This window comes from Aeromonas rivuli (assembly GCF_000820045.1).
Taxonomy (GTDB): domain Bacteria; phylum Pseudomonadota; class Gammaproteobacteria; order Enterobacterales; family Aeromonadaceae; genus Aeromonas; species Aeromonas rivuli.
Genome location: NZ_CDBJ01000054.1, coordinates 98,020 through 116,927 on the forward strand (window position 1 = coordinate 98,020; position 18,908 = coordinate 116,927).

Annotated in this window: 14 protein-coding genes; 7 read left to right on the forward strand and 7 right to left on the reverse strand. The window is 58.9% G+C overall.

Features of this window, described 5'->3' with window-relative positions; genetic code table 11:
• Positions 1 to 104: 104 nt before the first annotated feature.
• On the forward strand, positions 105 to 1,352 hold the full coding sequence (gene sstT / locus BN1130_RS12645; protein ID WP_042042406.1) for a serine/threonine transporter SstT: 1,248 nt from the start codon (positions 105 to 107) through the stop codon (positions 1,350 to 1,352).
• Positions 1,353 to 1,673: 321 nt separating this feature from the next.
• On the opposite strand, the gene yfaE is transcribed toward sstT, so the two are convergent.
• The 5 genes from yfaE to ubiG all read right to left on the reverse strand — a co-directional run bounded on the left by yfaE (position 1,674) and on the right by ubiG (position 7,475).
• Positions 1,674 to 1,931 carry a class I ribonucleotide reductase maintenance protein YfaE gene (gene yfaE, locus BN1130_RS12650; protein ID WP_306381969.1) on the reverse strand — a complete coding sequence of 86 codons (258 nt, stop codon included), beginning with the start codon at positions 1,929 to 1,931 and terminating at the stop codon, positions 1,674 to 1,676.
• Between the two features lie 62 nt (positions 1,932 to 1,993).
• Positions 1,994 to 3,127 (reverse strand): class Ia ribonucleoside-diphosphate reductase subunit beta, encoded by a 1,134-nt coding sequence (gene nrdB / locus BN1130_RS12655; RefSeq protein WP_042042407.1) that lies wholly within the window; start codon positions 3,125 to 3,127, stop codon positions 1,994 to 1,996.
• A gap of 65 nt (positions 3,128 to 3,192) precedes the next feature.
• Complete coding sequence (gene nrdA, locus BN1130_RS12660; protein ID WP_042042409.1) at positions 3,193 to 5,460, reverse strand: class 1a ribonucleoside-diphosphate reductase subunit alpha; 2,268 nt, start codon at positions 5,458 to 5,460, stop codon at positions 3,193 to 3,195.
• A 615-nt stretch (positions 5,461 to 6,075) separates the two neighbouring features.
• On the reverse strand, positions 6,076 to 6,759 hold the full coding sequence (locus BN1130_RS12665; protein ID WP_042042410.1) for an HAD family hydrolase: 684 nt from the start codon (positions 6,757 to 6,759) through the stop codon (positions 6,076 to 6,078).
• Positions 6,759 to 7,475, reverse strand: coding sequence for a bifunctional 2-polyprenyl-6-hydroxyphenol methylase/3-demethylubiquinol 3-O-methyltransferase UbiG (gene ubiG / locus BN1130_RS12670; RefSeq protein ID WP_005907197.1), 717 nt, complete (start codon positions 7,473 to 7,475; stop codon positions 6,759 to 6,761). The genes BN1130_RS12665 and ubiG overlap by 1 nt, the downstream gene beginning before the upstream one ends.
• A gap of 184 nt (positions 7,476 to 7,659) precedes the next feature.
• Here ubiG and gyrA point away from each other — a divergent pair, with 184 nt between their 5' ends.
• Entirely contained in the window at positions 7,660 to 10,437 is a 2,778-nt protein-coding gene (gyrA, locus tag BN1130_RS12675) for a DNA topoisomerase (ATP-hydrolyzing) subunit A (RefSeq protein ID WP_042042411.1), read from the forward strand.
• A 674-nt stretch (positions 10,438 to 11,111) separates the two neighbouring features.
• Here gyrA and BN1130_RS12680 read toward each other — a convergent pair.
• Positions 11,112 to 12,170 carry a PA0069 family radical SAM protein gene (locus BN1130_RS12680; RefSeq protein ID WP_042042412.1) on the reverse strand — a complete coding sequence of 353 codons (1,059 nt, stop codon included), beginning with the start codon at positions 12,168 to 12,170 and terminating at the stop codon, positions 11,112 to 11,114.
• 216 nt (positions 12,171 to 12,386) lie between these two features.
• Between BN1130_RS12680 and BN1130_RS12685 the strand changes: the two genes are divergently transcribed.
• The gene (locus tag BN1130_RS12685; protein ID WP_042042414.1) at positions 12,387 to 12,977 is read left to right on the forward strand and encodes a tetratricopeptide repeat protein; all 591 of its coding nucleotides are present in this window, start codon (positions 12,387 to 12,389) and stop codon (positions 12,975 to 12,977) included.
• Between the two features lie 168 nt (positions 12,978 to 13,145).
• Here the strand turns inward: BN1130_RS12685 and BN1130_RS12690 are convergent, their stop codons facing one another.
• Positions 13,146 to 14,693 carry an MFS transporter gene (locus BN1130_RS12690; protein WP_042042415.1) on the reverse strand — a complete coding sequence of 516 codons (1,548 nt, stop codon included), beginning with the start codon at positions 14,691 to 14,693 and terminating at the stop codon, positions 13,146 to 13,148.
• A gap of 169 nt (positions 14,694 to 14,862) precedes the next feature.
• Between BN1130_RS12690 and BN1130_RS12695 the strand changes: the two genes are divergently transcribed.
• From BN1130_RS12695 to rpmI, 4 genes are all read left to right on the forward strand, one after another.
• The gene (locus BN1130_RS12695) at positions 14,863 to 15,741 is read left to right on the forward strand and encodes a LysR substrate-binding domain-containing protein (RefSeq protein WP_042042508.1); all 879 of its coding nucleotides are present in this window, start codon (positions 14,863 to 14,865) and stop codon (positions 15,739 to 15,741) included.
• A gap of 397 nt (positions 15,742 to 16,138) precedes the next feature.
• Positions 16,139 to 18,067 carry a threonine--tRNA ligase gene (gene thrS, locus BN1130_RS12700; protein WP_042042416.1) on the forward strand — a complete coding sequence of 643 codons (1,929 nt, stop codon included), beginning with the start codon at positions 16,139 to 16,141 and terminating at the stop codon, positions 18,065 to 18,067.
• A 21-nt stretch (positions 18,068 to 18,088) separates the two neighbouring features.
• Entirely contained in the window at positions 18,089 to 18,619 is a 531-nt protein-coding gene (infC, locus tag BN1130_RS12705; protein ID WP_259236227.1) for a translation initiation factor IF-3, read from the forward strand.
• Positions 18,620 to 18,704: 85 nt separating this feature from the next.
• Positions 18,705 to 18,902, forward strand: coding sequence for a 50S ribosomal protein L35 (rpmI, locus tag BN1130_RS12710; protein ID WP_005315535.1), 198 nt, complete (start codon positions 18,705 to 18,707; stop codon positions 18,900 to 18,902).
• Positions 18,903 to 18,908 lie beyond the last annotated feature (6 nt).

Here is an 18,908-nt window from a genome sequence, read left to right on the forward strand (position 1 = left end):
AGGTCTTCCCGCAGCTGGCGGGTTCGTTCGGTTGGTTCCGAATGAAATAGGTTCGCCGCAGGACTTCATGATTCAAGCACCGTGTGTGCACAGGGACTACATAGATGACACAACAACACCCCCTCCTTCGTCTGATCAATCGCACCAGTCTGGTCAGCCAGATCCTGATCGGTTTGATCGTTGGCATAGTGCTGGCCTTGCTCGCTCCTGAGTGGGCCAAATCGGCAGGTCTGCTCGGCAACCTGTTTGTCGGTGCCCTCAAGGCCGTGGCCCCCATACTGGTCTTCGTGCTGGTGACCGCCTCCATCACGGGTCACAAGCAGGGTCAGAAGACCAATATCCGCCCGCTGCTCGGTCTTTACCTGTTCGGTACCTTCGCCGCCGCGCTGGTGGCCGTGCTGGCCAGCTTCATGTTCCCCTCCAGCCTGCATCTGGTGGCCAATACCGCCGATGTCACCCCGCCTGGGGGCATCATCGAGGTGTTGCAGACCCTGCTGTTCAACGTGGTGAGCAACCCGGTCAAGGCCTTGATGGAAGCCAACTACATCGGCATCCTGGCCTGGGCCATCGCCCTTGGCATCGTGCTGCGTCACGCCAGTGAGAGCACCAAGGTGCTGGTTTCCGACTTGTCCGATGGGGTCTCTATCATCGTCAAGGCGGTGATCCGCTGCGCCCCGCTCGGCATCCTGGGTCTGGTCGCATCCACCCTGGCCGAGACCGGCTTCGAGGCGTTGCTTGGTTACGCCCATCTGCTGATGGTGCTGATCGGCAGCATGTTGTTCATCGCCTTTGTGGTCAACCCGCTCATCGTCTTCTGGAAGATAAAGCGCAACCCTTATCCGCTGGTGTTGACCTGCCTGAAAGAGAGCGGTGTGACCGCCTTCTTCACCCGTAGCTCCGCCGCCAACATCCCGGTCAACATGGCCCTGTGCGAGAAGCTCAAGCTGCCCAAGGACACCTATGCGGTCTCCATCCCCCTGGGAGCCACCATCAACATGGCTGGTGCCGCCATCACCATCACGGTACTGAGTCTGGCGGCGGCCCATACCCTGGGTCTGCAGGTGGATTTGGCCACGGCAGTGCTGCTCAGCGTGGTCGCAACCATCAGCGCCTGTGGCGCATCTGGGGTAGCCGGCGGCTCCCTGCTGTTGATCCCTCTGGCCTGCAGCCTGTTTGGCATCAGCAATGATGTCGCCATGCAGGTGGTCGCGGTCGGCTTCATCATCGGTGTGCTGCAAGATTCCGCCGAGACAGCCCTTAACAGCTCCACCGACGTCTTGTTCACCGCGGCAGCCTGCATGGCCGAAGACGAGGCCCTGCTGGATCACCCTGTGGTCAGCCGTAACGTCTAAATCGACGGTCAGCAATCTGGCTACGTGTCAGACATGGACATGCCCTCTTCGGAGGGCATTTTTTTTGCGTGCAGACCGTGGCTGGTGCAGGGGCGGGCTTCTCTCCCTTCCTCGCAAGCGGTGTGGCGGGCCGTCGCAGCTGCCAGACGGGCAGGCAGATGCGCAGACACAGGCGTGGCTCAAGATTGTCTGGAGGGGCGGGGCGAGCAGCATGCACTGGCTGGGAGTGGGGCTGAGCATATCAACATGGTTTGGCAGACCGCCGCTGGCGGATAACACAAAGCCCTCGATGGAGGGCTCTGGGGATCTGGTGGTGAGGCGCTAGTCGTGGTGACTGAGATCGAGGGTGATGTCGCCCACCGGGCGACAGCAACAGGGCAGACACTGCCCCGCTTCGACGAAGGCAAGGGGAGGCTCCGGGTAGTACACCTTGCCCGCCAGCAGAGGAGTGCGGCAGGCGCCGCAATAGCCGCTGCGACACTGATACTCCAGCTGGTGGCCGTGGCGCTCCAGGGTGTCGAGCAACGCCTCGCCAGGGCGAACCTGCATGGGGCCGTGCTGGCTATCTATGATGGCCAACGCCGGCTCGCGTTCAACCCCTGGGGTCTGGGCGGCCCGCTCTGGCGCCAGCAGGGCCTCACTCACAGCTCGAAGTCACCGAGATCTTCATGACTCACTTCGCTGTCTATCTGACCGACCAGATAGGAGCTCACTTCCACTTCCTGGGGGGCGACCTGGACGTTGTCAGACGACAGCCAGGTGTTGATCCAGGGAATAGGGTTTTGCTTGGCGCCGCTAAAGGCGGACGGCAGCCCGACGGCAGCCATGCGCAGGTTGGTGATGTACTCTACGTACTGGCAGAGGATGTCCTTGTTCAGGCCAATCATGGAGCCGTCCTGGAACAGGTACTCTGCCCACTCCTTCTCCTGCTCGGCCGCTTCCTTGAAGATGTCGAAGCAGGCCTGCTCACACTCCTGAGCCACGATGGCCATCTCGGGATCGTCCTGGCCGCTGCGCATCAGGTTGAGCATGTGCTGGGTGCCAGTCAGGTGCAGGGCTTCATCACGGGCGATCATCTTGATGATCTTGGCGTTGCCCTCCATCAGTTCGCGCTCGGCGAAGGCAAAGGAGCAGGCAAAGCTGACGTAGAAGCGGATCGCCTCCAGGGCGTTGACACTCATCAGACACAGATAGAGCTTCTTCTTGAGCTCATGGAGGTCGATGGTGCGCTCAGCGCCGTTGACCATATGGGTACCGGCACCGTGCAGGTTATAGAGCGCGGTCGCCTCGATGAGGTCGTCATAGTAGCAACTGATGGAGCCAGCGCGCTTGAGGATCTGCTCGTTGGTCACAATGTCGTCAAACACCTGGGAGGGGCTGTTGACGATGTTGCGGATGATATGGGTATAGGAGCGCGAGTGGATGGTCTCGGAGAAGGCCCAGGTCTCAATCCAGGTCTCCAGCTCCGGGATGGAGACCAGCGGCAGCAGCGCCACGTTTGGGCTGCGGCCCTGAATGGAGTCCAGCAGCGTCTGATACTTCAAGTTGGAAATGAAGATGTGCTGCTCGTGGGGGGGCAGGGCATGGTAGTCGATGCGATCCCGCGAGACGTCCACCTCTTCCGGGCGCCAGAAGAAGGAGAGCTGCTTCTCGATCAGCCGCTCGAATACATCATATTTTTGTTGATCATAACGGGCCACGTTGACCGGCTGGCCAAAGAACATGGGTTCCTTGAGCTGGTCATTCTGGGTCTGGCAAAACGTTGAATAAGCCATGGTGATTTGAATGTCTTGAATTGGGAAACAGGAGAGCGGGAGTGAAGGCTCCCGCTCGGTGTTTATCAGATCTTGCAGGCGCCGCCGGCACAGCCGTCATCTTGCATGTCGGCCTGGGTGTCGTCAGCCCCGTCACGGGTGTTGTGATAATAGAGGGTCTTGAGGCCGTATTTGTAGGCGGTCAGCAGATCCTTGAGCAGCTGCTTCATCGGCACCTTGTTGCCTTCGAAACGGGCCGGATCATAGTTGGTGTTGGCAGAGATCGCCTGATCCACAAACTTCTGCATGATGCCGACCAGCTGCAGGTAACCATCGACGCTCGGTTGTTTCCAGAGCAGCTCGTATTGATCCTTGAGGCGCTCGTACTCGGGCACCACCTGCTTGAGGATGCCATCCTTGGAGGCCTTGACCGACACCAGGCCGCGCGGCGGCTCGATGCCGTTGGTGGCGTTGGAGATCTGGCTGGAAGTTTCGCTCGGCATCAGGGCGGTCAGGGTGGAGTTGCGCAGACCCACGGTCTTGATCTCTTCGCGCAAGGTTTCCCAGTCCAGGTGCAGCGGCTCCTGGCACAACACGTCCAGATCCTTTTTATAGGTATCGATGGGCAGTATGCCCTGGGCGTAAGTGGTCTCGTTGAAGGCCGGGCAGGGGCCGAATTCACGGGCCAGCTGTACCGAGGCTTTGAGCAGATAGAACTGGATCGCCTCGAAGGTGCGGTGGGTGAGCGCCAGACCAGAACCGTCGGAGTAACGGGCGCCGTTCTTGGCCAGGTAGTAGGCGTAGTTGATGACGCCTATCCCCAGGGTACGGCGGTTCATGCTGCCTTTCTGGGCGGCCTTGAGCGGGTAGTCCTGATAGTCGAGCAGGGCATCCAGGGCGCGCACGGCCAGATCGGCCATCTCTTCGAGATCTTCGAGCTTCTCGATGGCGCCGAGGTTGAAGGCCGACAGGGTGCACAGGGCAATCTCGCCACTGTCGTCATCCACGTTATTGAGCGGCTTGGTCGGCAGCGCAATTTCCAGGCAGAGGTTGGATTGACGTACCGGCGCCACGCTCGGATCGAACGGGCTGTGGGTGTTGCAGTGATCCACGTTCTGGATGTAGATACGACCGGTACCGGCGCGCTCCTGCATCATCAGAGAGAAGAGATCCACCGCCTTGATGGTCTTCTTGCGAATGGCCGGATCCTGCTCGTACTTGACGTAGAGCTGCTCGAACTTGTCCTGATCCGCGAAGAAGGCGTCGTACAGGCCGGGGGCATCGGAGGGGGAGAACAAGGAGATGTCACCGCCCTTGATGAGGCGCTGGTACATCAGCTTGTTGATCTGCACCCCGTAGTCCATGTGACGGACCCGGTTCTCTTCCACGCCGCGGTTGTTTTTCAGGACCAGCAAGCTCTCCACCTCGGTGTGCCACAGGGGGTAGAACAGGGTGGCGGCACCGCCGCGCACGCCGCCCTGGGAGCAGCATTTGACCGCAGTCTGGAAGTACTTGTAGAAGGGGATGCAACCGGTGTGGAAGGCTTCGCCACCACGAATGGGGCTGCCCAGACCACGAATGCGGCCAGCGTTGATGCCGATGCCGGCGCGCTGGGAGACATAACGGACGATGGCGCTGGCGGTGGCATTGATGGAGTCCAGGCTGTCATCACACTCGATCAGCACGCAGGAGCTGAACTGACGTGTCGGGGTGCGCACGCCGCTCATGATCGGGGTCGGCAGGGAGATCTTGAAGGTCGAGACCGCATCATAGAAGCGCTTGATATAGCTCAGGCGAGTCTCTTTCGGGTACTTGGAGAAGAGGCAGGCCGCTACCAGGATATAGAGGAACTGCGGGCTCTCGTAGATCTCGCCGGTGACGCGGTTCTGGACCAGGTATTTGCCTTCGAGCTGTTTGACGGCGGCGTAGGAGAAGTCCATGTCACGCCAGTGATCCAGGTGCTCGTTGAGCTCCTCGAATTCGGCCTGGCTGTAGTCGGTCAGCAGGTGCTTGTCGTACTTGCCCATGTCTACCAGACGGGCGACATGCTGGTAGAGGTGGGGCGGTTCGAACTGGCCGTAGGCTTTCTTGCGCAGGTGGAAGATGGCCAGACGGGCTGCCATGTACTGGTAATCCGGGCTCTGTTCGGAGATCAGATCAGCGGTAGCCTTGATGACGGTTTCGTGGATGTCGGCGGTACGGATACCGTCATAGAACTGGATGTGGGACTTGAGTTCTACCTGGGAGACTGAGACGTGGTCGAGTCCCTCAGCGGCCCAGTCGAGCACACGGTGAATTTTATCCAGATCGATGGGTTCTTTGTGGCCGTTACGCTTCGTCACAAACAAGTTCATTGGCTGATGACCTTTAGTTGATTCCCGAAAAACTCACCGCAAGGCTTGACAAGCAAGCCAATTCGCCCCTCGTTTCTAGTGGGACGATATGCGGTGAGGCACAAGATGTAGTGTTATTTTGAGTTCGAGCTACAAGATAGTGAGGTCATCACAGCTTTGCAACGTATGGATGGGGGTATAGCTGTGGATAAATTGTGGGTGTCTCATGATAGTTAGTGACTGCTCACAGTGAACGGGTTTTCCTTCGTCCGCTCCCTGAAAAGCAAGCCTGCCTATCCAAGATATAAAATTAAAATAACTTTTTTTTCTTGCGAAACTAGCCCCGTTTTACTAGCAATCGCACCCCTCTGGATCCTTGCACAATCCCTGTGCGATCCGCGCCAAAAATGGTCGCCATTATGCGGCAACGTTCCCCGCGCAGAACGGTGAAAAAGTGAGTCATCGAGCCTGTGCCGTGCGTGCAAACAGACAGGGCCCGTCGGGCCCTGTCTGTTTCATGTTAATGATGGCAAGTGGATGGCGACAAGGGTCCCTCGGCGACGCATCTGCGGCATGAGCACGCGCCGGGATGGGCCATCTTTGATCCCGGCGGGATCCAGCGAGTCTGGCTGTGCGTCACCCGAGTTCGTAGCGCAACCAGTGATGCAACGCCTGCACCGTATCAAAGTGCAGATCCGCCCCCCAGGCAGCCGGGTCATCCTCCCCATGCAGGTAGCCCCAGCCGGCGATGGCGGTCAACATGCCGGCGTTGCGGCCCGCCTCGATGTCGCGCACATGGTCGCCGACATAGAGGCAGTGAGCGGCCTCGACCCCTAACTGCTCACAGGCGAAATACATGGGGGCGGGGTCGGGCTTGCGCACCGGCAGGGTATCGGCGCTGACCGTCACGCCACAGCTGGCCAGGGCCGGCAGGGCCGCCAGCAGCGGCTCGGTCAAAAAGCCCGGCTTGTTGGTGACGATGCCCCAGGGCAGGGACCGCTCGTCCAGCCATTCGATGAGATCGATCATGCCCTCGTAGGGGCGGGTGCCGACGCACAGATGGCTGGCGTAGTAATCGAGCAGGGCGCTGCGCAGGCGCGTCGCCCCCAGCTCTTCCAGCAGCTCGTCCCCCAAACCCGCCTTGAGCAGGCCGAGCGCCCCGTGGGAGGTGGTCTGGCGAATGATCTCATCCGAGAGCGGGGCAAAGCCTTCGCTTATCAGCACATGGTTGACCGCGGCGCCCAAGTCCGGGGCGGTGTCGAGCAGGGTGCCGTCCAGGTCGAACAGCACGCAGCGCACGCTTGTCTGGCGGGTACTCATCAACCCAGCTCCGGGCGGACAAACTCCACCATGTAGTTGACATCGACGTTGGCGCCCAGCTTGAAGTGGCCGGTGAGCGGCGAGTAGTGCACCCCGCTCATGTCCCGTACCAGCAGGCCCGCGGCCTCACCCATGCGACACAGTTCGGCGGGGGTGATGAATTTTTTGTGGTCATGGGTCCCCTTGGGCACCATTTTCATCAGGTATTCGGCGCCGACAATCATCATCAGGAACGACTTGGGGTTGCGGTTGATGGTCGAGACGAACACCCGGCCGCCCGGGCGCACCAGGGTGGCGATGGCACGCAGCACCGAGGCGGGATCCGGCACGTGCTCGAGCATCTCCATGCAGGTCACCACATCGTACTGACCGGGCGCCTCATCGGCGTGCTGCTCGGCGGTCATCTGCTGGTAGTGAAGTTCGACCCCCTGTTCCAGGGCGTGGAGGCGGGCGACCCCGAGGGGCTCCTTGCCCATGTCGATGCCGGTCACCTTGGCGCCACGGCGGGCCATGCTCTCGGAGAGAATGCCGCCGCCGCAGCCGATGTCGAGCACCGGCTTGCCAAACAGGCCGCCACTCTTGTCGGTGATCCAGTCAAGGCGCACCGGGTTGATTTGATGCAGCGGCTTGAACTCACCCTCCAGATCCCACCAGCGGGAGGCGATGGCTTCGAATTTGGCAATTTCTGTCAGATCGACATTGGCGTCAGTGTTCATCTTGGCAAAATCCTGTGGCAGGGCGCTCGACCCGTCGGGAGCGCAATCTATTGTCCTGGCGGGCATTATAACGAACCAACTTATGCAAACCAGCCCGATTTCCGACTTAAGCAATGGCCCTTGTTGTGTTACTATGTCGCGCTGTTTATGCCAAAGAACAACTAATTAGGGATTAAGGCTTTCTATGAGCGATCTGGCCAGAGAGATCACGCCGATCAACATCGAAGAAGAGCTCAAGAGTTCCTATCTGGATTACGCCATGAGCGTGATCGTAGGACGAGCTCTGCCGGATGTGCGTGATGGCTTGAAACCGGTTCACCGCCGCGTTCTGTTTGCTATGAACGAGTTGGGGAACGACTGGAACAAGCCCTATAAAAAATCGGCCCGTGTGGTCGGTGACGTAATCGGTAAATACCACCCCCACGGCGACAGTGCCGTGTATGACACCATCGTCCGCATGGCGCAGGATTTTTCCATGCGTTACATGATGGTCGACGGTCAGGGTAACTTCGGTTCGGTCGACGGCGACAGCGCCGCCGCCATGCGTTATACCGAAGTCCGGATGGCGCGCATCTCCCATGAGCTGCTGGCCGATCTGGACAAAGAGACCGTGGACTGGGTGCCCAACTATGACGGCACCGAGCTGATCCCGGCTGTCATGCCCACCAAGGTGCCCAACCTGCTGGTCAACGGCTCCTCCGGTATCGCGGTGGGCATGGCGACCAACATTCCGCCTCATAATCTCACCGAGATAGTGAACGGCTGTCTGGCGCTGATCGAAAATGGCTCCCTCACCATCGATGAGCTGATGACCTACATCAGCGGCCCAGACTTCCCCACCGGCGCCATCATCAACGGTCGTTCCGGCATCGTGCAGGCCTACCGCACCGGTCGCGGCTCCGTCTATGTGCGTGCCAAGGCCGAAGTGGAAGTGGACGAGAAGACGAGTCGCGAGACCATCATCGTTCACGAGCTGCCTTATCAGGTGAACAAGGCGCGGTTGATCGAGAAGATCGCCGAGCTGGTCAAAGAGAAGAAACTCGAGGGCATCAGTGCCCTGCGCGATGAGTCTGATAAAGACGGCATGCGCATCGTTATCGAGATCAAGCGCGGCGAGTCCGGCGAGATTGTGCTGAACAATCTCTACAAGCACACCCAGATGCAGACCACGTTCGGCATCAACATGGTGGCGCTCGATAACAACCAGCCCAAGGTGATGAACCTTAAAGAGATCCTGGATGCCTTCCTGCTGCACCGCCGTGAGGTAGTGACCCGCCGGACCGTGTTCGAACTGCGCAAGGCGCGGGATCGGGCGCACATCCTGGAAGGTCTGGCTGTTGCGCTGGCCAACATTGACCCCATCATCGAGCTGATCCGTCACTCCGACACCCCTGCCGACGCGAAGGCCAAGCTGGTCGCGCGCGGCTGGGAGCTCGGCAACGTGGCCGGCATGCTGGAAAAAGCCGGTGACGATGCAGCCCGCCCCGAGTGGCTGGAGCCTGAGTTCGGTATCCGTGAAGGCCAGTACTTCCTGACCGAGCAGCAGGCCCAGGCCATCCTTGACCTGCGTCTGCACAAGCTGACCGGTCTGGAGCACGAGAAGATCCTGGAAGAGTACCAATCTCTACTGGATCTGATCGCCGAGCTGCTGTTCATTCTGGCAAGCCCGGAACGCCTGATGGAAGTGATCCGCGATGAACTGCTGGCCGTGCGCGAGCAGTATGGCGACGAGCGTCGCACCGAGATCAGCGCCTCCAGCGCCGAGATCAACATCGAAGATCTGATCACCCCGGAAGACGTGGTGGTGACCCTCTCTCACCAGGGTTATGTGAAGTATCAGCCGCTGACCGACTACGAGGCCCAGCGCCGCGGTGGTCGTGGCAAGTCGGCCACCCGGATCAAGGAAGAGGACTTTGTGGAGCGTCTGTTGGTGGCCAACACCCACGACACCATTTTGTGCTTCTCCACCCGTGGCAAGGTCTACTGGCTCAAGGTGTATCAGCTGCCTGAGGCGTCCCGTAGCGCCCGTGGCCGCCCGATCATCAACTTGCTGCCGCTGGAAGAGGGTGAACGTATCACCGCCATCCTGCCGGTCAAAGAGTATAGCGACGACAAGTATGTGTTCTTCGCCACCGCCGACGGTACCGTGAAGAAGACCAGCCTGTCAGCGTTCAGCCGTCCGCTCTCCTCCGGCATTCGTGCCATCAACCTCAAAGAGGGCGATGAGCTGATTGGCGTGGACATCACCGATGGCAGCAACGAGATCATGTTGTTCTCCGATGCGGGCAAGGTGGTTCGCTTCAATGAAGGCAGCGGCCGCGCCGATGCGGATGTCGAGAACGATAGCGACGCCGATGAGGATGTGGAAGCCGATGCCGTCAGTGATGACGACAGCAGTGACGCCGCCGAAGGCAGCGAAACCAAGGGCACCTTCAAGGGGGTTCGCCCCATGGGTCGTACCGCCGGTGGGGTACGGGGTATCCGTCTGCTCAATGGCGACAAGGTGGTCTCTCTCATCGTCCCCCGTGGCGAAGGCGCCATCCTGACCGCTACCGAGAACGGTTATGGCAAGCGTACCGCGCTGACCGAGTACCCGACCAAGAGCCGTGGTACCCAGGGCGTTCGCTCCATCAAGGTGGACGAGCGTAACGGCAAGGTGATCGATGCGATCCAGGTCGAAGATACCGACCAGATCATGCTGATCACCAATGGCGGCACCCTGGTGCGTACTCGCGTTGCCGAGGTGAGCATCATAGGCCGTAACACCGGTGGTGTTCGTCTGATCCGTACCGGTGAAGATGAGACAGTGGTCGGTCTGCAGCGTATCGCCGAAAGCGACGAGGAAGAGGTCCTGATGGATGGTGAGTCGGCTGAAGCCGGTACCGCCGCCGCAGGTGACATCGTCCCCGAGTCGGGCGAGGCTCAGCAGAGTGATCAAGCCGAACAGGCCGATGAGGAGTAATACTCCATCGTCTGGCCGAGTTGGCTAGTTGCTGCAAAAAAGAGCGCCTTAGGGCGCTCTTTTTTATGGTCTGCAGTTGGCTGGCGGCAACCTTGGATCTGGCTGGCGTTGTCTCGCTCAGCATGAGCTCCTTGGCCGGCAGGACCGAATGTCATCTGGTTGTCATGGCACAAGGATAAGCTGCACTCGACATCAGCCGGTGTCGTGTCATGTCGAGGAGTCTGCGATGTTACAACTCTGGTGGTCGAAATGGTTCGGGGATGAGTCTGGGGCTGAGCGGGAAGAGGAGTTGGTGGCCTTTGAGCCATCCAGGATCCCGGTTGAATTGCTAAAAGGCAGCCAATCGTCCTGAAGCTCAGCCGCTCTCTGCGCTGCAGGGGGCAGTGGTAAAGCGGGAGAGGGGATATGTCTCCCGCTAGATGCCACAGGGCCATCCTGGGGATGGCAGTGCCAGCCAGGACCTGGTGGTAACTACCCGCAGCAGAGTCCTTGCTCCGCTCTACGCTCCCACTCTTGATACTCCATTATCCGTGATCCCATGGTTTCACTTGGGTTCGCGGTTCCCTCCTGAACCTCTCCATCCTGTGTCTGCTCCCATTGCCTGGATGCCCGGCTCACCGTCTGTTGCCACGCTGTCATCCTTTCATCTCGATGGGTTGGCGGGGCGGGTGACGCTAGAACAGTTCGAACTGTTGATGGGGGCGGATAAAAGCGCGTTGATTAAGGGGCGTATGAGCCGAGTTGAGCCCCGAGCGTTTGCAGATCAGCCGAAAGCGCTGGGCAAGCAGCTCGGCAAACTGGCCGCTGCCACGCATGCGATCCCCGAAGGCCGGGCTATTGAGCCGGCCTTCCCGGCTGGCTTTCAGTTGATTCAGGACAGCCTGCCGCTTGTCGGGATAGTGCAACGTCAGCCAGTCATCAAAGAGCTGCGTCAGCTCATGGGGCAGGCGCAGCAAGATGTAGTCAGCCTGGTTGGCCCCCTGCGCGGCGGCCGCGCTGATGATCTGCTCGAGTTCAGATCCGTTGAGCCTGGGGATCATGGGGGCTGCCAGTACTCCCACCGGGATCCCGGCCCGTGCCAGCTTGCCGATCACCGCCAGCCGTCCCTGCCCCGTACTGGCTCTGGGTTCCAGTTTTCGCCTGAGATCCTCATCCAGTGTGGTGACCGAGACCATGACGTGGCACAAGTCTTCGCTGGCGAGAGCCTGTAGCAACTCGAGGTCTCTGAGCACCATGGCGCTCTTGGTAATGATGCCTACCGGATGCTTGTGGGCCAGCATCACTTCGAGCAAGGCGCGGGTGAGGCGGTATTGCTGCTCAATGGGCTGATAGGGATCGGTATTGGCGCCAATGACGATGGTCTGTGGTTGATATCCGGGTTTGGAAAATGCCTGACGCAATAGGTGGGCGGCGTTGAGCTTGGCAAACAGTTTTGTTTCAAAATCGAGCCCTGGGGAGAGCTCCAGGTAGGCATGGCTGGGCCTGGCATAGCAATAAATACAGCCATGTTCACAACCCTGATAGGGGTTGATGGAGCGACTAAAGGGTACATCCGGCGACTGGTTATGGCTGATGATGCTCCTGGCCTGGATCCCGTGCACCTGGGTTTGAGGGGCGCTATTCATAAACTCGGGCGCCCAGTCGATGCCTTGTTGCCAGCCATCGTCGACGGCCTCGATGCGGAGGCCACTGAAACGATGATCCAGGTTGTGAAGGGTACCGCGTCCAGCCATCTCTCACTGCTCATAATAACTGTGTTTATATACAGTCATTGTGAGCGATGAGACCGACAAAGACAAGTCGCCAGACGACAGTGGGATGGGCCCCTCATCCAATGAGGATGGGGAGGGGCCAGGGGCTGACGCAAACCCCCGGTACTGCTCAGGCTTGCGTTCCAGATTACATTTCGTTTACATAAACCAAATGCGAACTGGATCACGGAACTCCTTATGACAAAGTCACGCTACCGCTGGTTGTTCATTGGCCTGACCGGTGTGCTGATCTGGCGTCTGCTGCCGGATGGTGCAGACGAGATGCACAGTGCCCAGCGCGCCTGGCAGCAGGGGCGTTTCAGTCAAGCCGTCGGGATCTGGCAGTTGAAAGCCGAGGCGGGAGAACCCAGAGCGCAGGCCTTGATGGGATGGAGCCATGAGCTGGGGCAGGGCAGTACCGCGGATGTGGCTGAGGCGATTCGCCTCTATCGCCTGGCTGCCGAGGGGGGTGATGCCTTTGGTCAATATCGCTTGGGGGAGGTTTATCTGCGCGGTCATGGGGTGACGCAGGATCTGGCGCTGGCGTTTCACTGGATGGATCTGGCGGCCCGCAACGGTGATGTGCCCGCCATGCTCAAGCTTGGCATTTTGCATCTGATGGGGGTCAATGGCCGGGTGGACCTGGTTCAGGCCAGGCAGTGGCTGTTTCAGGCCGCCCAGGGGGGCAACAAGATGGCGCTGCGGGTGTTGGAGGAGCTGACCCTGGCGGAGGAGGGCAAGAGCCAGTTCGATTTCAACTGGCAGCCACTGCTGGTTGGGGCCAGCTGATCCGGCCAATGACAGGGTTGGCTTGAGCTGCGAAAGAAGGAGGTCTGCCATCAACTACCAGACCTCCTTATTGTTTGGGGCGCGTGATGAGTCTCAGGGGCCGTGACTCGTCTCCTGGCGTGAGTTAGCCCACAGGGTGGTGCAGTTTCCCGCCCTTTGCGGCCTTTGCTAGGTGTTCTGCGGCATTTCGGGATTGCGCTGTACGGATCTCCCGGGTGAAAAGATGAAGAAACTGATCGCTGCCAGCAGGAAGGCGCTGGCCGCCCCATAAACCATGACCCAGCCAAATCCGGCGACCAGAGCCTCATTGACCGCTTCGGCGGGGATGGCGATGTGCGGCAGCAAGGCGCTATGTTGCTCCAGCACAGCGATATCCCCGGCGGCTATTTTTTCCGCGAAAAGCCGCAGGCTCGCCCCCTCGACAATACCCAACTTGTTGCGCAGATAGGCCATGATGCCTTCAACCAGAATGAACCCCATCACGGCGATGTTGAATGCCAGCGAGATCATCCTGGCGCTGGTATCTGCTCCCGACGCCATGCCTACCCGTTCGGCTGATACTGCGGCGGTAATAGTGTTGGTGGTTGTGGTGTTGGTTAAACCCAGCCCAATTCCTGCCAAGACGGCCCCCGGCAAGAGCAGCCAGCCCGGTTGGGCAGACTGGCTGCCAGCTCTCATCAGCACGAAGCCCATGCCGATGATCGATAGCCCCACAGGGATCACGATGCCGGCTTGATAGCGCATCGCCAAGCGTTCAGCCAGTGGCGGGATGAACAGGGTGGGCAAGGTGTAGGCCAGCAGGGCGAGGCCGGTCTGCACGTTGTCATACCCCAAAGCCACATGGAAATAGATCGGCAGATAGATGATGAATGGCCAGAAGCTGAAGTTTTGCCCCATGGATCCGAGCAAGGCACCGGAAAAGTTGCGCACCCGAAACATTGAGAACTCCAGCATGGGCCTACGGCTGGTTCGCTCGGCAACCACGAAACTGGCGAAGCTCAGCATGGACATTCCTATGATGCTCATGGCGGCGGCACTGCCAAATCCAAGCACCGGACCTTGAGTGACGAACAGGACCAGGCAGAACACGGCAACCGACAAGGTGGCGATCCCTTTGATATCGAGGTGGGTCGCATGAGGATCGCGGGACTCCTGCACCCCTATCTGGCTGAGCAGCAAGGTCATGACGGCCAGGACCGCGTGGATCAGAAATACCCATTGCCAGCTCGCCAGCGCCAGGATGGCGCCACCCACTATCGGGCCAAAGCCGAGACCGGCGCCGAACACCATCCCCCACCAGGCAAAGGCGGCGCCGCGTTCACGCCCATCCCGAAACTGATTGGACAAGATGGCAATCTGGCAGATCAGCATCATCGCAGCACTCAATCCCTGGAGAAAGCGTGCCACGATCAACACGGCGGCGCTCTCGGCCAGTCCACAGATGAGCGACGTGACGCCGAAGGCAAGAATGCCGATGGTGAAGATGCGTTTACGACCGTAACGGTCGGCCAGGGTACCAACGCCCATCAGGATGGTTGTCATCGCAATGGTATAGGCGGCCATGATCCATTGGAGCTGCCGGAAACTGGCTCCCATGACCTGCTCTATGGTGGATAGAATGGGCGGGACGCTGGAAATCTCCAGTCCCAGCATCAACGCGGACAAGCAGACGGCAGCCAGGGCAAAGGAGCCTTGGCGTCTTGGTGACAGTGTCATGGGGTACCTTCAAATGATGGGAACATGGGGGGCCTGTTAGGCGCCACCTCAAGAGCGAGCCGCACGCAAAAAGACACGTACGACACCTCGATGAAGGATGTTAGGGAATACAGAACTATTGCTCAATGGTATGGTTGGGTATATCAGAGACAACAAATTTGGATGGTTCATGACTCGACAGGTGCTTGATGTGGAGTCGGTGCTGGCATTCGTCACCATCGCTGATTTTCAGAGTTTCACCAGAGCCGCCGAGGCCCTGGGGACGACCCAGGGCGCCATCAGCGTGAAATTGAAGCGCCTGGAGGATCGACTCGGCTACAAACTGCTCGAACGCACCCCCAGGCTGGTGCGGCTGTCGGCGCAGGGCAGTGTCTTTCTCAATCCGGCCCGTGAGTTCGTTGCCGCCCATGACCGCGCCATGGTCGCGCTGGTTTGCGAAAGCCGACGCTTTCGGTTGGGCATTGCCGAGCATGTGGCGGGGCCCGAAATCCCGTTGTTGTTGGCACGGCTCAGCGAGCGCGATCCCGCCCTGACAATCGAAGTGCGGCTGGAGAATTCCCGCAGCTTGCTCAACGCCTTTGACGAAGGGGCGCTCGACGCTGTGATTGTCCGCCAGGAAGATGATCGCCGCAGTGGTGAAGATTTGGGGCCGGAGCACTTTGGCTGGTTTGCCGCTCCCGGCTTCTATCATCAGCCAGGGAAACCGGTACGACTGGCCGCCCTCGCACCTTGTTGTGGTGTGCGCGACATCGCCATTCGAGCACTGAGTGGTGCTGACATTGAGTGGAGTGAAGTCTTTGTTGGTGGAGGTCATTCGGCCGTCATGGCCGCCGTGTCGGCCGGGCTGGCGGTCGCTGCGTTATCTTGCCGTCTGGCGCCACCCGATGCGGTGGAAGTAGGGCAGCGTCTGGGCCTGCCCGCGTTGCCCTCGTCGAGGATCATGCTCCATTCGACACTGACGGATCACCGCTCGCGCGATGCCCTGCGGACACTGGTTGCTGTGTATCGGGAGCACCGCGTGCCAGCGCATGCCAGTGTGGCATTCTGAACATGGCCCTTTGTCGGGGGGCTCCCATCGCTCTCGTTGGCGTGCCAGCCTCTTCTGCCCGAGGGTGTCACATGCTTTACTTTTCGCGCTGTGCCAGCGTGATGAAGCTGGGTTGATTGTCCATGCCGGGCGCGATGATCCACATTGTGGCCGCTGAGTAATGGATTCTTCTCGCGCCCAGATAGCGACCATTCAAACTTGTCTGGGTTGTCACGTCTGATACAATCCTCGACTGTCCCCGTTAATGGATAGCCTCGCACGGAGTAAAGTGCGTATCACCGCGTGTAGCAGCCGTATTGTGAACGGTGAAACATCAAGGTGAGTTGCTTGATATTGAAGGATATTTTCAATTCACACGTGGCCTTTGGTAGGGGTCACCACTGTCAAGGAAGCAATCATGCCAATCATTACTCTGCCTGACGGCAGTCAACGTCAATTTGCCCAGGCCGTTTCCGTCATGGACGTCGCCGCGGACATAGGTCCCGGTCTCGCCAAGGCGTGCATTGCCGGTCGGGTGAACGGTGAACTGGTGGATGCCTGCGAGCTGATCGAAGCCGATGCCCAGCTCTCCATCATCACCGCCAAAGACGAAGAGGGTCTCGAGATCCTGCGTCACTCCTGCGCGCACCTGCTCGGTCATGCCATCAAGCAACTCTGGCCGCAGACCAAGATGGCCATAGGTCCTGTCATCGACAACGGCTTCTACTATGACGTCGATCTCGATCATACCCTGACCGAAGAGGACATGGCTGCACTGGAAGCCCGTATGCTCGAGTTGGCAGACAAGGATTATGACGTCGTCAAGAAGCGGGTCTCCTGGCAGGAGGCGCGCGATGTGTTCGCGGCCCGTGGCGAGAGCTATAAAGTCGAGATCCTGGATCAGAATATCGCCCGTGATGATAAGCCCGGTCTCTATCATCACGAAGAGTACGTCGACATGTGTCGTGGCCCCCACGTGCCCAACATGCGTCATTGCCACCATTTCAAGTTGCAGAAGATGTCCGGCGCTTACTGGCGTGGCGACTCCAACAACAAGATGCTGCAGCGTATTTACGGTACCGCCTGGGCCGACAAGAAGCAGCTCAAGGCCTACTTGCAACGCCTCGAAGAGGCCGCCAAGCGTGACCACCGAAAAATTGGCAAGCAGCTCGACCTGTATCACATGCAGGAAGAGGCCCCCGGCATGGTGTTCTGGCACAACGATGGCTGGACCATCTTCCGTGAGCTGGAAACCTTCATGCGCACCAAGCTGCGTGAGTATGACTATCAGGAGGTGAAAGGCCCCTCCATGATGGATCGCGTGCTGTGGGAACGCTCCGGTCACTGGGATAAATATGCCCAAGGCATGTTCACTACCCAGTCCGAGAACCGTGAGTACGCCATCAAGCCGATGAACTGCCCGGGTCACGTGCAGATCTTCAACCAGGGCCTCAAGTCCTACCGCGACCTGCCATTGCGCATGGCCGAGTTTGGCTCCTGCCACCGCAATGAGCCGTCCGGTTCCCTGCATGGTCTGATGCGAGTCCGTGGTTTTACCCAGGATGACGCTCACATCTTCTGTACCGAAGATCAGATCATGGAAGAGGTTTCGGCCTGTATCCGTATGGTCTATGACGTCTACGGCACCTTTGGCTTCGAAAACATCGTGGTCAAGCTTTCGACTCGTCCGGAACAGCGCATCGGTTCAGATGAAGCCTGGGATCGCGCCGAAGCGGCCCTGGCCGAAGCCCTGGTGCTGAACGGCCTGAAGTACGATCTGCAGCCGGGTGAAGGGGCGTTCTACGGCCCTAAAATTGAATTCACCCTGCACGATTGCCTGGATCGTGCGTGGCAGTGTGGTACAGTGCAGCTCGATTTCGCCCTGCCAGGTCGGCTGGGCGCCACTTATGTGGGCGAGGACAACGAGCGTCACGTCCCCGTGATGATACATCGCGCCATCTTGGGGTCCATCGAGCGCTTCATCGGCATATTGACCGAAGAGTACGCAGGACTGTTCCCTACCTGGTTGGCACCGACTCAGGCCGTGGTGATGAATATCACGGATAATCAGGCCGATTATGCCGTAAAAGTGGCCAAAGCATTGAATGATGCGGGCCTTCGTGCAAAAGCGGACTTGAGAAATGAGAAGATTGGCTTTAAAATCCGCGAGCATACTTTGAAACGAGTACCTTTCATGCTGGTCTGTGGCGATAAAGAAGTTGAAGCCGGTCAGATTGCAGTACGGACTCGTAAAGGGGCTGACCTGGGCACTTATCCTGTTGAAGAGCTAATCGCTCTACTGTCCCAGGAAGTTCAGACCCGCGGACAAAAGAAAGTGGAGGAATAAGCTATAAAAGGCGGAAAAAAACTGGGCAAGCAACCGCAAGCCCGCGCTCACCGGATCAATACCGAGATTCGTCTGAAAGAAGTTCGTTTGACTGGACTTGATGGTGAGCCTTTGGGCGTCGTCGAAATCCATGATGCACTGAACTTGGCCCTTGAGGCTGGAGTAGATCTGGTCGAGATCAGCCCTAACGCTGAACCGCCCGTTTGCCGAATCATGGATTACGGCAAATTCCTCTACGAGAAGAGCAAGACCACCAAAGAACAGAAGAAAAAGCAGAAAGTTGTCCAGGTCAAGGAAATCAAATTCCGTCCTGGTACAGACGAAGGCGACTATCAGGTAAAACTACGCAACCTGGTTCGCTTTTTAGAAGACGGGGACAAGGCGAAGGTCACCCTGCGCTTCCGCGGTCGTGAAATGGCTCACCAGGATCTTGGTATCAAGGTACTGGAGCGCGTCAAGAACGATCTGGAAGAGCTGGCCGTAGTCGAGTCGTTCCCGAAAGTCGAAGGCCGTCAAGCTGTGATGGTTCTCGCACCTAAGAAGAAATCTTAAGGCCCACAAGAAATTGACTCATGGGTTCGCCCCATGAGTCGGTTCGCCTTGCGATTTTGTTGTCACTCACAATGCGGAGTATGAAATGCCGAAGATGAAAACCAACCGGGGTGCTGCAAAGCGCTTCAAGAAGACTGGCTCAGGTCGCTTCAAGTGCAAGCATAACCACCTGCGTCACATCCTGACCAAGAAGAGCAGTAAGCGTAAGCGTAAGCTGGGGCCGAAGTTCATGGTTTCTGCTGCCGACCACAAACGTGTTGTCGCTTGTCTGCCGTACGCATAAGGGGGA

Coding starts and splice junctions, on each gene's coding strand:
- sstT (WP_042042406.1), top strand. CDS start 105: ATGACACAACAACACCCCCTCCTTCGTCTGATCAATCGCACCAGTCTG.
- nrdB (WP_042042407.1), bottom strand. CDS start 3,127: ATGGCTTATTCAACGTTTTGCCAGACCCAGAATGACCAGCTCAAGGAA.
- nrdA (WP_042042409.1), bottom strand. CDS start 5,460: ATGAACTTGTTTGTGACGAAGCGTAACGGCCACAAAGAACCCATCGAT.
- BN1130_RS12665 (WP_042042410.1), bottom strand. CDS start 6,759: ATGAGTACCCGCCAGACAAGCGTGCGCTGCGTGCTGTTCGACCTGGAC.
- ubiG (WP_005907197.1), bottom strand. CDS start 7,475: ATGAACACTGACGCCAATGTCGATCTGACAGAAATTGCCAAATTCGAA.
- gyrA (WP_042042411.1), top strand. CDS start 7,660: ATGAGCGATCTGGCCAGAGAGATCACGCCGATCAACATCGAAGAAGAG.
- BN1130_RS12680 (WP_042042412.1), bottom strand. CDS start 12,170: ATGGCTGGACGCGGTACCCTTCACAACCTGGATCATCGTTTCAGTGGC.
- BN1130_RS12685 (WP_042042414.1), top strand. CDS start 12,387: ATGACAAAGTCACGCTACCGCTGGTTGTTCATTGGCCTGACCGGTGTG.
- BN1130_RS12690 (WP_042042415.1), bottom strand. CDS start 14,693: ATGACACTGTCACCAAGACGCCAAGGCTCCTTTGCCCTGGCTGCCGTC.
- BN1130_RS12695 (WP_042042508.1), top strand. CDS start 14,863: ATGACTCGACAGGTGCTTGATGTGGAGTCGGTGCTGGCATTCGTCACC.
- thrS (WP_042042416.1), top strand. CDS start 16,139: ATGCCAATCATTACTCTGCCTGACGGCAGTCAACGTCAATTTGCCCAG.
- rpmI (WP_005315535.1), top strand. CDS start 18,705: ATGCCGAAGATGAAAACCAACCGGGGTGCTGCAAAGCGCTTCAAGAAG.